14 protein-coding genes are annotated in these 12,899 nt (G+C 59.7%); 10 read left to right on the top strand and 4 right to left on the bottom strand.

Annotated features, from left to right (window positions below; genetic code table 11):
- Positions 1 to 36 precede the first annotated feature (36 nt).
- The 5 genes from uhpA to AC2T6E_RS17305 all read left to right on the top strand — a co-directional run bounded on the left by uhpA (position 37) and on the right by AC2T6E_RS17305 (position 6,141).
- Positions 37 to 630 (top strand): response regulator transcription factor UhpA, encoded by a 594-nt coding sequence (gene uhpA / locus AC2T6E_RS17325; RefSeq protein ID WP_454540041.1) that lies wholly within the window; start codon positions 37 to 39, stop codon positions 628 to 630.
- Complete coding sequence (uhpB, locus tag AC2T6E_RS17320; protein WP_486692626.1) at positions 627 to 2,132, top strand: signal transduction histidine-protein kinase/phosphatase UhpB; 1,506 nt, start codon at positions 627 to 629, stop codon at positions 2,130 to 2,132. Before uhpA ends, uhpB begins: the two co-directional genes overlap by 4 nt.
- Positions 2,125 to 3,444, top strand: a complete 1,320-nt coding sequence (gene uhpC / locus AC2T6E_RS17315) for an MFS transporter (RefSeq protein ID WP_454540040.1) — start codon at positions 2,125 to 2,127, stop codon at positions 3,442 to 3,444. The genes uhpB and uhpC overlap by 8 nt, the downstream gene beginning before the upstream one ends.
- 132 nt (positions 3,445 to 3,576) lie before the next feature.
- Positions 3,577 to 4,974, top strand: a complete 1,398-nt coding sequence (uhpT, locus tag AC2T6E_RS17310; protein WP_069303449.1) for a hexose-6-phosphate:phosphate antiporter UhpT — start codon at positions 3,577 to 3,579, stop codon at positions 4,972 to 4,974.
- Positions 4,975 to 5,136: 162 nt separating this feature from the next.
- Positions 5,137 to 6,141: an alpha/beta fold hydrolase gene (locus AC2T6E_RS17305; protein WP_486692623.1), complete on the top strand. Its 1,005-nt coding sequence runs from the start codon at positions 5,137 to 5,139 to the stop codon at positions 6,139 to 6,141.
- On the opposite strand, the gene AC2T6E_RS17300 is transcribed toward AC2T6E_RS17305, so the two are convergent.
- Positions 6,129 to 7,031 (bottom strand): LysR family transcriptional regulator, encoded by a 903-nt coding sequence (locus AC2T6E_RS17300; protein WP_120158993.1) that lies wholly within the window; start codon positions 7,029 to 7,031, stop codon positions 6,129 to 6,131. The two genes, AC2T6E_RS17305 and AC2T6E_RS17300, sit on opposite strands and share 13 nt — an antisense overlap.
- A gap of 99 nt (positions 7,032 to 7,130) precedes the next feature.
- Between AC2T6E_RS17300 and AC2T6E_RS17295 the strand changes: the two genes are divergently transcribed.
- The 5 genes from AC2T6E_RS17295 to AC2T6E_RS17275 all read left to right on the top strand — a co-directional run bounded on the left by AC2T6E_RS17295 (position 7,131) and on the right by AC2T6E_RS17275 (position 10,035).
- Positions 7,131 to 7,583, top strand: coding sequence for a DUF1198 domain-containing protein (locus AC2T6E_RS17295; protein WP_045343915.1), 453 nt, complete (start codon positions 7,131 to 7,133; stop codon positions 7,581 to 7,583).
- 98 nt (positions 7,584 to 7,681) lie between these two features.
- A complete protein-coding gene (locus tag AC2T6E_RS17290; RefSeq protein WP_253179382.1) occupies positions 7,682 to 8,209 on the top strand; it encodes an SRPBCC domain-containing protein in 528 nt (175 codons plus the stop codon).
- A gap of 65 nt (positions 8,210 to 8,274) precedes the next feature.
- The gene (gene nepI / locus AC2T6E_RS17285; RefSeq protein ID WP_447853439.1) at positions 8,275 to 9,465 is read left to right on the top strand and encodes a purine ribonucleoside efflux pump NepI; all 1,191 of its coding nucleotides are present in this window, start codon (positions 8,275 to 8,277) and stop codon (positions 9,463 to 9,465) included.
- 56 nt (positions 9,466 to 9,521) lie between these two features.
- Positions 9,522 to 9,794 (top strand): type II toxin-antitoxin system Phd/YefM family antitoxin, encoded by a 273-nt coding sequence (locus AC2T6E_RS17280; RefSeq protein ID WP_104949785.1) that lies wholly within the window; start codon positions 9,522 to 9,524, stop codon positions 9,792 to 9,794.
- Positions 9,769 to 10,035, top strand: a complete 267-nt coding sequence (locus AC2T6E_RS17275; protein ID WP_174340326.1) for a Txe/YoeB family addiction module toxin — start codon at positions 9,769 to 9,771, stop codon at positions 10,033 to 10,035. The genes AC2T6E_RS17280 and AC2T6E_RS17275 overlap by 26 nt, the downstream gene beginning before the upstream one ends.
- Before the next feature lies 1 nt (position 10,036).
- On the opposite strand, the gene AC2T6E_RS17270 is transcribed toward AC2T6E_RS17275, so the two are convergent.
- From AC2T6E_RS17270 to AC2T6E_RS17260, 3 genes are all read right to left on the bottom strand, one after another.
- On the bottom strand, positions 10,037 to 10,942 hold the full coding sequence (locus tag AC2T6E_RS17270; RefSeq protein WP_029741863.1) for a DMT family transporter: 906 nt from the start codon (positions 10,940 to 10,942) through the stop codon (positions 10,037 to 10,039).
- Positions 10,943 to 11,076: 134 nt separating this feature from the next.
- On the bottom strand, positions 11,077 to 12,456 hold the full coding sequence (locus AC2T6E_RS17265; RefSeq protein ID WP_486692618.1) for a carbohydrate porin: 1,380 nt from the start codon (positions 12,454 to 12,456) through the stop codon (positions 11,077 to 11,079).
- 137 nt (positions 12,457 to 12,593) lie between these two features.
- On the bottom strand, positions 12,594 to 12,896 hold the full coding sequence (locus AC2T6E_RS17260) for a PTS lactose/cellobiose transporter subunit IIA (protein WP_029741865.1): 303 nt from the start codon (positions 12,894 to 12,896) through the stop codon (positions 12,594 to 12,596).
- Between the last annotated feature and the right edge of the window lie 3 nt (positions 12,897 to 12,899).

Genomic DNA, 12,899 nt, shown 5'->3' with positions numbered 1-12,899 from the left:
AGCGCTATCCGGCATTTTCAGACCGCAGGAACATACATGACCACCATCGCTCTCATCGACGACCACCTTATCGTCCGCTCCGGCTTTGCCCAGCTTCTGAACCTCGAACTGGATTTTCAGGTCGTGGCCGAGTTTGGCTCCGGTCGCGAGGCGCTGGCGGGCCTGCCGGGGCGCGGAGTGCAGGTCTGTATCTGCGACATCTCGATGCCGGATCTCTCCGGGCTGGAGCTGCTAAGCCAGCTGCCGAAAGGGATGTCGACGATTATGCTGTCTGTCCACGACAGCCCGGCGCTGGTCGAGCAGGCGCTCAACGCGGGCGCGCGCGGTTTCCTCTCTAAACGCTGTAGCCCGGACGAGCTGATCGCCGCGGTGCGTACGGTCTCCACCGGCGGCTGCTATTTAACGCCGGATATCGCCATCAAGCTGGCGGCCGGACGTCAGGATCCGCTCACCAAACGCGAGCGTCAGGTTGCGGAAAAACTCGCGCAGGGAATGTCGGTAAAAGAGATTGCCGCCGAGCTGGATCTGTCCCCGAAAACCGTGCACGTTCACCGCGCCAACCTGATGGAAAAACTTAACGTCAGCAACGACGTCGAGCTGGCGCGCCGCATGTTCGACAGCTGGCAATGAGTTCCGCTTTTTCACAGCTGATCGCCGTCGTCGCCAGCTTTTTTATCTTCTCCGCCGCCTGGTTCTGCCTGTGGAGCATCAGCCTGCACCTGGTGGAACGCCCGGAGCTGGCGGTGCTGCTGTTTCCCTTCGGCCTGCGTCTGGGCTTAATGCTCCAGTGCCCGCGCGGCTACTGGCCGGTTTTGCTCGGCGCAGAGTGGCTGATGCTGGTCTGGCTGGCGCAGGAAGTGGCCCTGGCACACTTACCCTTATTGATGACCGGAAGTCTGCTCACGCTTCTCCCGGTTGCGCTGATTTCCCGCTACCGTCACCAGCGCGATTGGCGCACGCTGCTGCGTCAGGGGGCGGCGCTGATTGCCGCCGCGCTGCTGCAGTCGCTTCCGTGGGTCGGCGAGAAGGAGATGCTCAACGCCCTGCTGCTGACCCTCACCGGCGGTTTGACGCTGGCCCCGACCTGCCTCGTAATCTGGCACTACCTCACCAGCACCGTCTGGCAGCCGCTCGGCCCGGCGCTGGTTTCCCAACCGGTGAACTGGCGCGCCCGGCACCTCATCTGGTATCTGCTGCTGTTTGTGGTGAGCCTGTGGCTACAGCTTGGCCTGCCCGCAGAGCTTTCACGCTTCACGCCGTTTTGTCTGGCGCTGCCGATTATCGCTCTGGCCTGGCACTACGGCTGGCAGGGGGCGCTGATCGCCACGCTGATGAACGCCATCGCGCTGATCGCCAGCCAGACCTGGCACGATCATCCTGTGGATTTACTGCTGTCCCTGCTGGCCCAGAGCCTGACCGGGCTGCTTCTCGGCGCGGGCATTCAGCGCCTGCGCGAGCTGAACCAGTCCCTGCAAACCGAACTGGCGCGCAACCGTCGTCTGGCGGAGCGCCTGCTGGAGACGGAAGAGAGCGTGCGGCAGGAGGTCGCCCGCGAGCTGCACGACGATATCGGCCAGACCATCACCGCCATTCGCACCCAGGCGGGCATTGTCCAGCGTCTGGCGGCAGAAAACGCGGGCGTGAAGCAGGGCGGGGCGCATATCGAACAGCTTTCGCTGGGCGTCTATGACTCCGTTCGCCGCCTGTTAGGACGGCTGCGCCCGCGCCAGCTCGACGACCTGTCGCTTGAGCAGGCGGTGCGCTCCCTGATGCGCGAGATGGAGCTGGAAAGCCGCGGCATTGTTAGCCATCTCGACTGGCGCATTAACGAGCCTGCGCTGAGCGAAGGCCAGCGCGTGACGCTGTTTCGCGTCTGTCAGGAAGGGCTGAACAATATCGTCAAACACGCCAGCGCCAGCGCGGTCACGATCCAGGGCTGGCAGCAGGATGACAGCCTCAAGCTGGTGATTGAAGACGACGGCTGCGGCCTGCCGCCGGGCTCCGGGCTGCAGGGCTTTGGCCTGGCGGGCATGCGCGAGCGCGTGAAGGCGCTGGGCGGCACGCTGAACATCTCCTGCACCCACGGGACGCGCGTCAGCGTCAGCCTGCCGCTAAGGAGCCACCATGTTTAAAACCCCTGCCAGCGCCGCGCCGATTGGCGACAAAGCGGAAATCGACGCCCGCTACCGCTACTGGCGTCGCCATATCCTGATTACCATCTGGCTCGGCTACGCGCTGTTCTACTTCACCCGCAAAAGCTTCAACGCCGCTGCGCCGGAAATCCTCGCCAGCGGCGTGATGACGCGCACCGATATCGGCCTGCTGGCGACGCTGTTTTACATCACCTACGGCCTGTCGAAGTTCTTCTCAGGCATTGTCAGCGACCGCTCCAACGCGCGCTATTTTATGGGCGTTGGGCTGATCGCCACCGGTGTGGTGAACATTCTGTTTGGCTTCTCGACGTCGCTTTGGGCCTTTGCCCTGCTGTGGGCACTGAACGCCTTTTTCCAGGGCTGGGGCGCGCCGGTCTGCGCCCGCCTGCTCACCGCCTGGTACTCGCGCAACGAGCGCGGCGGCTGGTGGGCAATCTGGAACACCGCGCATAACGTCGGCGGGGCGCTGATCCCGATGGTCGTGGGAGCCGCAGCGCTGCACTACGGCTGGCGCGCGGGGATGATGATTGCCGGTGGCCTCGCGATTGTCGCCGGGCTGTTCCTCTGCTGGCGCCTGCGCGACAGGCCGCAAACCGTCGGCCTGCCGGCGGTGGGCGACTGGCGGCACGACGAGATGGAGATTGCCCAGCAGCAGGAAGGCGCGGGGCTGACCCGCAGGGAGATCCTCACTAAGTACGTGCTGAAGAACCCTTACATCTGGCTGCTGTCGCTCTGCTACGTGCTGGTCTACGTGGTGCGCGCGGCCATCAACGACTGGGGCAATCTGTACATGTCCGAGACACTCGGCGTGGACCTGGTGACCGCCAACTCGGCGGTGACGATGTTCGAGCTGGGCGGGTTTATCGGCGCGCTGGTGGCGGGCTGGGGGTCGGACAAGCTGTTCAACGGCAACCGTGGGCCGATGAACCTGATTTTTGCTGCCGGGATTTTGCTCTCCGTCGGCTCGCTGTGGCTGATGCCTTTTGCCAGCTACGTGATGCAGGCGGCGTGCTTCTTCACCATCGGCTTCTTTGTCTTTGGCCCGCAGATGCTGATCGGCATGGCGGCGGCGGAGTGTTCCCACAAAGAGGCGGCAGGCGCGGCGACGGGCTTTGTCGGGCTGTTTGCCTACCTCGGCGCGTCGCTCTCCGGCTGGCCGCTGGCACGGGTGATCGACGTCTGGCACTGGAGCGGGTTCTTCGCGGTGATCGCCATCGCGGCGGGGATTTCCGCCCTGCTGCTGCTGCCGTTTTTGCACGCGCAGGCCCCGCGCGAGGTGAGTGAAGCGTGATGCGTCTCACCTTTTCACCCCGAATGGCGCAAAACTAGGAAATTTTCCCGGTTTTACCTGGACGCTGTCTCAGGCATCTCTCCCGGCTGATTTTTACAATGCTGCAAAAATCAGCTCAGGAGTAACTCAGTCATGCTGGCCTTCTTAAATCAGGTGCGCAAGCCGACCCTGGATCTGCCGCTCGACGTGCGGCGCAAGATGTGGTTCAAACCGTTCATGCAGTCTTATCTGGTGGTCTTCATCGGCTACCTGACCATGTACCTGATCCGCAAAAACTTTAACATCGCACAGAACGACATGATCTCAACCTACGGGCTGAGCATGACGCAGCTGGGGATGATTGGCCTGGGCTTCTCCATCACCTACGGCGTGGGGAAAACCGTCGTTTCCTACTACGCGGACGGCAAAAACACCAAGCAGTTCCTGCCGTTTATGCTGATCCTCTCCGCAATCTGTATGCTCGGCTTCAGCGCCAGCATGGGCGCGGGTTCCGTCAGCCTGTTCATGATGATCGCCTTCTATGCCCTGAGCGGTTTCTTCCAGAGCACTGGCGGGTCGTGCAGTTACTCCACCATCACCAAATGGACCCCGCGCCGCAAGCGTGGTTCGTACCTCGGCATGTGGAACATCTCCCACAACCTCGGCGGGGCAGGTGCGGCAGGCGTGGCGCTGTTCGGCGCGAACTACCTGTTCGACGGCCACGTGATCGGCATGTTTATCTTCCCGTCCATTATCGCCCTGATTGTTGGCTTTATCGGCCTGCGCTACGGCAGCGACTCCCCGGAATCCTACGGCCTCGGTAAAGCCGAAGAGCTGTTCGGTGAGGAGATCAGCGAAGAGGACAAAGAGACCGAAGAAAACGAGATGTCCAAATGGCAGATCTTTGTTGAGTACGTGCTGAAAAACAAAGTGATCTGGCTGCTGTGCTTCTCAAACATCTTCCTCTACGTGGTGCGCATCGGCATCGACCAGTGGTCGACCGTGTATGCCTTCCAGGAGCTGAAGCTTTCTAAGGAAGTGGCCATTCAGGGCTTCACCCTGTTCGAAGTGGGCGCGCTGGTCGGCACGCTGCTGTGGGGCTGGCTCTCTGACCTCGCCAACGGTCGTCGCGCGCTGGTGGCCTGCGTCGCGCTGGCGCTGATAATCGCCACCCTCGGCGTGTACCAGCATGCCAGCAACCAGTACGTTTATCTGGCGTCCCTGTTCGCGCTCGGCTTCCTGGTGTTTGGTCCGCAATTACTGATCGGCGTGGCGGCAGTGGGCTTCGTCCCGAAAAAAGCGATCGGCGCCGCCGATGGGATTAAAGGCACCTTCGCCTACCTGATCGGCGACAGCTTCGCCAAGCTCGGCTTAGGTATGATTGCCGACGGCACGCCAATTTTCGGCCTCACCGGCTGGGCGGGCACCTTCGCGGCGCTGGATGCGGCAGCCATCGGCTGTATCGTCCTGATGGCGATGGTCGCGGTGCTGGAAGAACGTAAAATTCGCCGCGAGAATCGTGCGCAGAAGCAGAAATTGAAAGCAGCCTGAGTGTGCAGGTGACTTCTTTGCCCGGCTGACCGCCGGGCTTTTTTATTTCCCTCACGCTTACCTTTACCCCGCTTTACACACCCGCTCCTCCGTATGCTCTACAGTGTTTTTTGCTGCCGCCTTTCGTGCAGCCTTAGCCCCTTTTGCTAACGGAGAGCTTGCATGTTGACCCGACGATTGTCCTGCCTCGCGCTGCTGATGGCGCTGGCCTCCCCCGCGATGGCCGCGGATGCCCCCACCTACGGCGAGAAGCTGGAAGGTTTTGACTACGGCTGGCCGGTAAAACACTTTACCTTTACCTCGCAAAATCAATCTCTGGATATGGCTTACCTGGACGTGAAGCCGGAAAAGCCCAACGGCCGCACCGTGGTGTTGATGCACGGCAAAAACTTCTGCGCCGGCACGTGGGACGCCACGATCCGCGCGCTTTCGGCGAGCGGATATCGGGTGATAGCCCCTGACCAGATAGGCTTCTGCAAATCCACCAAGCCGGAGCGGTATCAGTACACCTTCCAGCAGCTGGCGGATAACACCCACGTGCTGCTCAAATCGCTCGGCGTCGATCGCGTGACGGTCATCGGCCACTCGACCGGCGGCATGCTGGCGACCCGCTACGCGCTGATGTGGCCGCAGCAGGTTGAACAGCTGGTGATGGTCAATCCGATTGGTCTGGAGGACTGGAAAGCGCGCGGCGTGCCGCACATTACGGTTGACCAGTGGTACCAGCGCGAGCTGAACGTCAGCGCCGACGGCATTCGACAGTACGAGAAAAATACCTACTACGCCGGGGAGTGGAAGCCGGAATACGAGCGCTGGGTGACTATGCTCGCCGGGCTTAACAACGGGCCGGGTAAGACGCGCGTGGCCTGGAACTCGGCGCTGCTCTACGACATGATTTACACCCAGCCGGTTATCTATGAATTTAGTGAGTTAAAGATGCCGGTATTATTGATGATCGGTACGAAGGACAACACTGCCATCGGGAAAGACCTCGCCCCGCCGGAAATCCGCAAGACGCTGGGAAACTATGCGGTATTGGGGAAAGAGACGGCAAAACGTATTCCACACGCGACGCTGGTGGAATTTAGCGACATGGGCCACGCGCCGCAGATGCAGGATCCTGCACGCTTCCACGAGGCGCTGCTGAAGGGGCTTCAGGCTCGCTGACTGGTCTCCAGCAACAGCCCGCGCAGCCACGCCTGCGCGGGATTGCGGTGCGTTCTGCCGTGCCAGGCCATGCTTTTGGTAAAGCCAGGCACGGGAACTGGCGTCTCGCAGACAAACATCCCCGCCTGGTTTTCCGCTATGCGTGATGGCACAACGGCAATCATATCGCTGAGGGCCAGCATGTCCGGCAGGACTAAAAAGTTACTCACCGATAATCCTACGTGCCGCGTTCGGCCAGTCTTCTCCAGCGCGCCATCCGTTACGCCGCGAAAACCGTCGCCCTCGTAAGAGACCAGCATATGCTCCAGGGCGCAAAACCGGTCTAGCGTCATGGGCTTTCCGGCATCCGGGTGGTCGGCGCGCATCATGCAAACGTACCGTTCATCATAAAGTGCCCGGCTGTGAAGCTCATCTGGCGTGGTATGCGGGGTGATCAGCGCCACGTCAACGCTGCCCCGTTCAAGCTGGCTGACCAGGCGACCCGATTCCACGGGCACCACGCGCACGCGAATGCCAGGCGCCTGCACCTTAAGGGCGGCGATAAACGGCACCACCACCGCGCGCAGGGCGTAATCGGTCGCGGCGAGGGTGAAGGTGAGCGTTGCGGTGATCGGGTCAAAAGCCACGGGCTGCAGCAGCACGTCGATATCAGCGAGAATGCGCTTCACCGGAGCGGCTAACGCTTCGGCGCGCGTGGTTGGCACCATCCCATGCGGGGCGCGGATGAAGAGCGGATCGTCGAAGTAATCCCGCAGGCGATTGAGCATGCCGCTTACGGCGGGCTGAGTCAGGGCAAGACGCGCCGCCGCGCGGGTGACGCTGCGTTCGTCCAGCAGGGTATCCAGCGTTTTCAGCAGGTTAAGATCCAGCGTGCGCAGATCCGCTTTCATGACGTTTTTCCACCTCTTTTCCGTTTACTATTATGGCGCTGCCCGCTGTCGACGCGCTGCGTTTCCCGCTATGATGAGCGGCTAGTCTAAGGAGAACGCATGGTCTGGATAATGCTGGCAACGCTTGCCGTGGTGTTTGTGGTGGGATTTCGTGTCCTGACCTCAGACTCCCGCCGCGCCATCAAACGTTTAAGCGAGCGGCTGGGGATCACCCCAATGCCGGTCGAGTCGATGATTGACCAGTTCGGTAAAACGCCGGGCAATGAGTTTATCCGCTATCTTGAACGCCCCGACGAGGCGCATCTGCAAAATGCCGCCCAGGTGCTGCTGATCTGGCAGGTCTGCATCGTCGACGCCAGCGAAGAGAATCTGCATACCTGGCACCGCATGCTGCGTAAAGCCCGTCTGGCCGCGCCGATCACCGATGCGCAAATTCGTCTGGCGCTTGGCTTTATGCGCGAGATAGAGCCGGACCCGCAGGAGCTTAACGCCTTTCAACTGCGTTATAACCAGCTCTTCTTGCCGGAAGAGGGCGTGTTTTACCTGCACTGATATCACGAACCGTGATGAAGAGTATAAAGCATCGTCATTAGATTTATACCACTCACGGGCGCACCATCACCTCATCCACTAAAACGATGAGGTAAACCATGAAACAATCCGCCATTATCTGGCCGAACGACTACCTGCCAGGCACCACCGATAACTTTGCATCTAACGAAATCATCGTCGCCGGGCTGAGCGCGGAAGAAATTTGGGCGCAGCTTAACGACACCACCCTTTGGCCGGGCTACTACAGCAACGCCGAGGATATCCGTTTCCACGACGGCAGCGGTCCTGAACTGAGCGCTAACGCCCGCTTTCGCTTCACCACCTTTGGCTTTCCGGTTGAGGCGCAGGTGACGGAGTATATGCCTCCCGTTGACGGTGAAGCGGCACGTATTGCGTGGCACGGCTGGGTGGAAGGGGATGCAAATTCGCGTCTCGATGTTATCCACGCCTGGCTGTTTGAAGACCTGCCCGGCAACCGCGTGCGCATTTTGACCCAGGAGTCGCAGAAAGGCGCTCCAGCAAAGGAATTAGCGCGCACCGTGCCGAACCCGATGATTAACGGGCACCAGGAGTGGATCGTCGGGCTGGCGAATGCTGCGATGAAAGAAAAGTTGTCAAATCGTTAAATCCGTCACACTTTTGATGATAAACTGCGCGACTTTTCCGCACGTTTTTATCTTCAGGTGACGCCATGACAGAACATATCCAGCCCACGACCAGACCGCAGACTAAAGAGGTTTCTCGCCCCAACTGGTCGGCGGTTTTCTCCGTGGCGTTCTGCGTCGCCTGCCTGATTACCGTTGAGTTTCTGCCGGTGAGCCTGCTGACGCCGATGGCGCAGGATCTGGGCATTTCCGAAGGCGTGGCGGGGCAGTCCGTTACCGTCACCGCCTTCGTGGCGATGTTCGCCAGCCTGTTTATCACCCAAGTGATTGGCACTATCGACCGCCGCAAGGTGGTCATCCTGTTCAGCGTGCTGCTGACGCTCTCCTGCCTGCTGGTCTCTTTTGCTGAAAGCTTCACCCTGCTGCTGCTGGGGCGCGCCTGTCTTGGTCTGGGGCTCGGCGGCTTCTGGGCGATGTCCGCTTCGCTGACCATGCGACTGGTGCCCGCGCGCACGGTGCCAAAAGCGCTTTCCGTTATCTTCGGTGCGGTCTCCATCGCACTAGTGATTGCTGCGCCGCTCGGCAGCTTCCTCGGCGGGATTATCGGCTGGCGTAACGTCTTTAACGCCGCGGCGGTGATGGGCCTGCTCTGTATCATTTGGGTGTGGAAAGCGCTGCCGTCCCTGCCGGGTGAAGCGGCGCATCATAAGCAGAACATGTTCGCGCTGCTGAAGCGCCCCGGCGTGATGGCGGGGATGACTGCTATCTTTATGGCCTTTGCCGGGCAGTTTGCCTTCTTCACCTACATCCGCCCGGTGTTTATGACCATGGCGGGCTTTGACGTGGACGGCCTGACGCTGGTGCTGCTGAGCTTCGGTATCGCCAGTTTTGTCGGCACCTCGCTGTCGTCGCAGTTTCTGAAACGCTCCCTGAAGGTCGCGCTGGCGGGCGCGCCGCTGGTGCTGGCGGGGAGCGCGGCGGTGCTGGTGCTGTGGGGCAGCGATAAGTGGGTGGCGTCTGCGATTGCGATTATCTGGGGCTTTGCCTTTGCGCTGGTGCCGGTGGGCTGGTCGACGTGGATCACCCGCACGCTTGCCGATCAGGCGGAAAAGGCCGGGTCGATTCAGGTGGCGGTGATCCAGCTGGCGAACACCTGCGGCGCGGCCATTGGCGGCGTAGCGCTCGACCATCTGGGGCTGACGTCACCGCTGGTGATTTCCGGAACCCTGATGCTGCTGACGGCGCTGCTGGTGGCGGGGAAGGTTAAGGCACGTTGATTGATTAGTAGTCACTTCATCGATATACTTGTACCGTAACTTGTACAGGAGGAAGTATGCAGGTTGTGACTTTTACCGAAGCACGAAGCCGACTCAAAGATGTGTTAGACGACGTGAATGACAACGTGGAGACAACCATCATCAGCCGCCGCAACGGGGGTGATGCGGTGGTGATGTCTCTTCAGCACTACAACTCAATGATGGAAACCATCCATCTGATGAGTTCGCCTGCTAACGCCAGTCGACTGATGGAGTCAATCGCACAGGCAAACACCGGAAAAACCATCCAGAGGGATCTGATAGATGACCAGGCTACTGATTTGGACTAATAACGGCTGGGATGATTACCTGTGGTGGCAGGAGCAGGATAAGAGAACGCTTCGCAGAATCAATAAATTGATTGAAGATGCGAAGCGTCAACCCTTCGATGGCCTGGGTAAGCCGGAACCGCTTAAAGGTAATCTTTCCGGGTACTGGTCCCGCCGAATCAATGATACCGATCGTCTGGTTTACGGGGTGTCGGATAGCGCTCTCACTATTTTAATGTGCCGCTATCACTATTATTCGTAGATCACGCCGATGTCTGAACCCGTCTTCTCGAATCCATCGAAATCAGCACCACCGACGACACAATCAGCAGCGTCCCCAGCCAGTCCGGCAGGGTGAACGCCACGCCCAGCAAAATCACCGACAGCAACGCGCTGCTCAAGGGTTCGGCGCAGCTCAGAATGCTCGCCTTCGGCCCGCCGATCATCTGTGCGCCTTTCAGGTACAGGCTGAACGTCAGCGCGGTACCGATCACCACCAGGTAGAAAAACGCCAGCAGCAGGCTGCCGTCAATCACGAACGTGGTCCCGCGCCCGGCGTAGAACGGCGTCAGCATTAACCCGGCAATCAACATGCTCCAGCCGACAATCGGCAGCGTGCCGTAGCGGGCGATCAGCGTCGACGGGTACGTGGTATAAAACGCGGCGGCAAACGCCGAGGCGATGCCGAAGAACAGTGCGGCAGGCGAGATGGAGAGCGAGGTTGGGTCGCCGTGGGTGACCAGCAGGAAGGTGCCGACAAGGGACGTCATGATGGCCGACAGCACAAACACGCCGGGACGCTTTTTCCGCGCCAGGGCGAACCACGCCACGATGATGGTCGGGGACAGGAACTGCAGCACGGTAGCGGTCGCGGCGTTGGATTTTTCAATCGTCAGCAGAAAGGTGAGCTGCACGGTAAGCGCGCCGACGAGTGAGAAAATCAGCAGGCTGAGGGCGTCTTTGCGATGCTTAATGACCGAGAAAATCTTGTCGCCGTGAACGAAAGAGAGCGTCAGCAGGATCACGCCGGTAAAGAGCAGGCGAACCATGGTCAGGTAAGGCGAAGAAATGTGGCTTTTCTCCATGATGTACTGCGCGCAAACCCCTGAGCTGCCCCATAAAACGGCGGCAATCAGGACGTTCAGCATCCCTTTACGTGTGGAACCCATTTTCTCCCCTGCTATGTTGATTTTTTTCTAGCATAACATGGGATCTCGCCGGGTGGTGCTGTGCTTACCCGGCCTACAAGGTTTTGTAGGCCCGTGCAAGCGCAGCGCCGCCGGGCGAAACAAACGTCGCTGTACTAGAACCACGCCTCCCACATCGCGCCGACGTTGAAGTCGTCGAGAGTTTCGTCTTTGGTGTTGTTCACGCGTGCGGTGCGCTCGTTATCCACTTTGCCGCCGGTCACGTAGAAGCGCAGCATCGGGCGGAACTCCGGCCCCATGGCGATAGACATGTTCTGCGACAGGGTCAGCTTCCAGCCCTTGTTATCGCCGCCGTTGTCGTAATCAACGTGCTGCCAGCCCGCTTCCAGCCAGGTGGAGTGAACGTCGTTCCACCAGTGCATTGGGCGCACGATGGCGTTGTAGTTCTTGCGGTTGTCGGTCTTATCGCGGCTGTTGTCGTAGTCGTGGAAGGCGAGGATGTACTCCACCTCCGTCGCCTGGGTGAATTTGTACAGCCCTTCAAAGCTGGCGTAAACCGTGGTCAGATCCTCGGTTTTGTTGAACACGCTGTTGTCCGCGTTATCGGAGTAGCGGGCGATCACCTTGTTCACGCCGCTGTCGTTGGTGTGGCTCAGCACCACGCCGCCCTGCCAGGCGTTCAGACGCTCGTCGCTCTCCACCGCCTTGGAGTCAAAGCCGTAGTTGGCGTACAGCTCCATGTCGATCGGGCCGAGCTTCATGCCGTGGATTTTTGAGGTCGCGGCGTAGTTGCCTTTGTCGCCCGTGCCGGAACCGCCGGTACAGGTGATGCGCGACGGGTTCGCTTCGTCTTCCATCACTTCCGGGCTACAGGATTCCACCGCCGCCACGGCGGCCACGTCGAACTGCACGCCGCCGATGTCGAAGTTCTTCACCCCGGCGCCCTGGCCGTCGTGGTTCATCCAGAAGTAATCGTTGATGCCCTGCTGCGGACGCTGGTGGAAGTCACGACCGGCCCAGAAATAGGCGTTCGGGTTGGAGGCCATAATGTTGGTCACGCCCGCGTAGGCTTTTTTCAGGTTAACTTCGTCGCCCCAGTGGTCGATCATCACGTTGATGTCCCAGATGGCGCCGTTTTCACCCTTGAAGGCCTTGGAAAGCTGGAATTCCCCGCCGTTGCCTTCGTTGCCCAGACGACCAATGGCGGACGCGCCGTTGTAGGAGCCGTCCACCGCCACGTATTTCTGATCGGCGGCCTGGAAGTGCGCGCCGTAGCGGGCGTAGCCGGTAAATTTAATGCCGAACGGAATCGCCATATCCGGGGACTGCGCCGCGCTTTGCGGCTCGGTTACCACGTCCGCTTTTTTCGCGACCGCCGCATCCATTTTGGCCTGACGTTCGGCCAGGGCTTTATCCACCGCTTTTGCCACAATGGCGTCGATTTGCTCCTGTGTGAATTCCTGTGCGAGCACGGAAATTGGGCAAAGCGCGGCGATAACCGCCATGGTTAATGGAAGTTTTTTAATCGTATTCATGGTTATCTCAATATAGTTTAATTTTATTCAGACAATAACCATCCCGCTCCGATCTGACAGAGTATGTCGCTATCATCAGAACAAGTGGAATTATATTTAAGGTACAGAGGTATTACAGTAATTTATTTCGCCATAGGCTATCTCTGATATAAATGAATAATTTCTTCGGATAATTCACGCGCTAATAAGGAATTCATTAAATGATCCTGCGCGTGCACCATGATTAACGTCATCGGCTGGCGTCCTTCGCCCGCATCCTGCTCGATCAGTTTGGTCTGCATCTTGTGCGCCTGGCGCGCGTAGCCGTCGGCTTCGCGCAGCAGGCTTTTGGCCTCGTCAATGTTGCCCTGACGCGCCGCGTGCAGTGCTTCAAAGCACAGGCTGCGGGACTGCCCGGCGTTGACGATAATTTCCATTACGGCTTCTTCTAGTGCGATCATCAT

The organism is Enterobacter sp. B79-1, from assembly GCF_057444735.1.
Note: the sequence above shows the minus strand (reverse complement) of the source record. Positions and strands in the feature narration are given on the sequence as shown.

Excerpts from the sequence above, each read along its gene's own strand:
- AC2T6E_RS17295 (WP_045343915.1), top strand. The coding sequence starts at position 7,131 with ATGGTCTGGATAATGCTGGCAACGCTTGCCGTGGTGTTTGTGGTGGGA.
- nepI (WP_447853439.1), top strand. The coding sequence starts at position 8,275 with ATGACAGAACATATCCAGCCCACGACCAGACCGCAGACTAAAGAGGTT.
- uhpA (WP_454540041.1), top strand. The coding sequence starts at position 37 with ATGACCACCATCGCTCTCATCGACGACCACCTTATCGTCCGCTCCGGC.
- uhpT (WP_069303449.1), top strand. The coding sequence starts at position 3,577 with ATGCTGGCCTTCTTAAATCAGGTGCGCAAGCCGACCCTGGATCTGCCG.
- AC2T6E_RS17270 (WP_029741863.1), bottom strand. The coding sequence starts at position 10,942 with ATGGGTTCCACACGTAAAGGGATGCTGAACGTCCTGATTGCCGCCGTT.
- AC2T6E_RS17300 (WP_120158993.1), bottom strand. The coding sequence starts at position 7,031 with ATGAAAGCGGATCTGCGCACGCTGGATCTTAACCTGCTGAAAACGCTG.
- AC2T6E_RS17260 (WP_029741865.1), bottom strand. The coding sequence starts at position 12,896 with ATGATCGCACTAGAAGAAGCCGTAATGGAAATTATCGTCAACGCCGGG.
- uhpC (WP_454540040.1), top strand. The coding sequence starts at position 2,125 with ATGTTTAAAACCCCTGCCAGCGCCGCGCCGATTGGCGACAAAGCGGAA.
- AC2T6E_RS17305 (WP_486692623.1), top strand. The coding sequence starts at position 5,137 with ATGTTGACCCGACGATTGTCCTGCCTCGCGCTGCTGATGGCGCTGGCC.
- AC2T6E_RS17265 (WP_486692618.1), bottom strand. The coding sequence starts at position 12,456 with ATGAATACGATTAAAAAACTTCCATTAACCATGGCGGTTATCGCCGCG.
- AC2T6E_RS17275 (WP_174340326.1), top strand. The coding sequence starts at position 9,769 with ATGACCAGGCTACTGATTTGGACTAATAACGGCTGGGATGATTACCTG.
- AC2T6E_RS17290 (WP_253179382.1), top strand. The coding sequence starts at position 7,682 with ATGAAACAATCCGCCATTATCTGGCCGAACGACTACCTGCCAGGCACC.
- uhpB (WP_486692626.1), top strand. The coding sequence starts at position 627 with ATGAGTTCCGCTTTTTCACAGCTGATCGCCGTCGTCGCCAGCTTTTTT.
- AC2T6E_RS17280 (WP_104949785.1), top strand. The coding sequence starts at position 9,522 with ATGCAGGTTGTGACTTTTACCGAAGCACGAAGCCGACTCAAAGATGTG.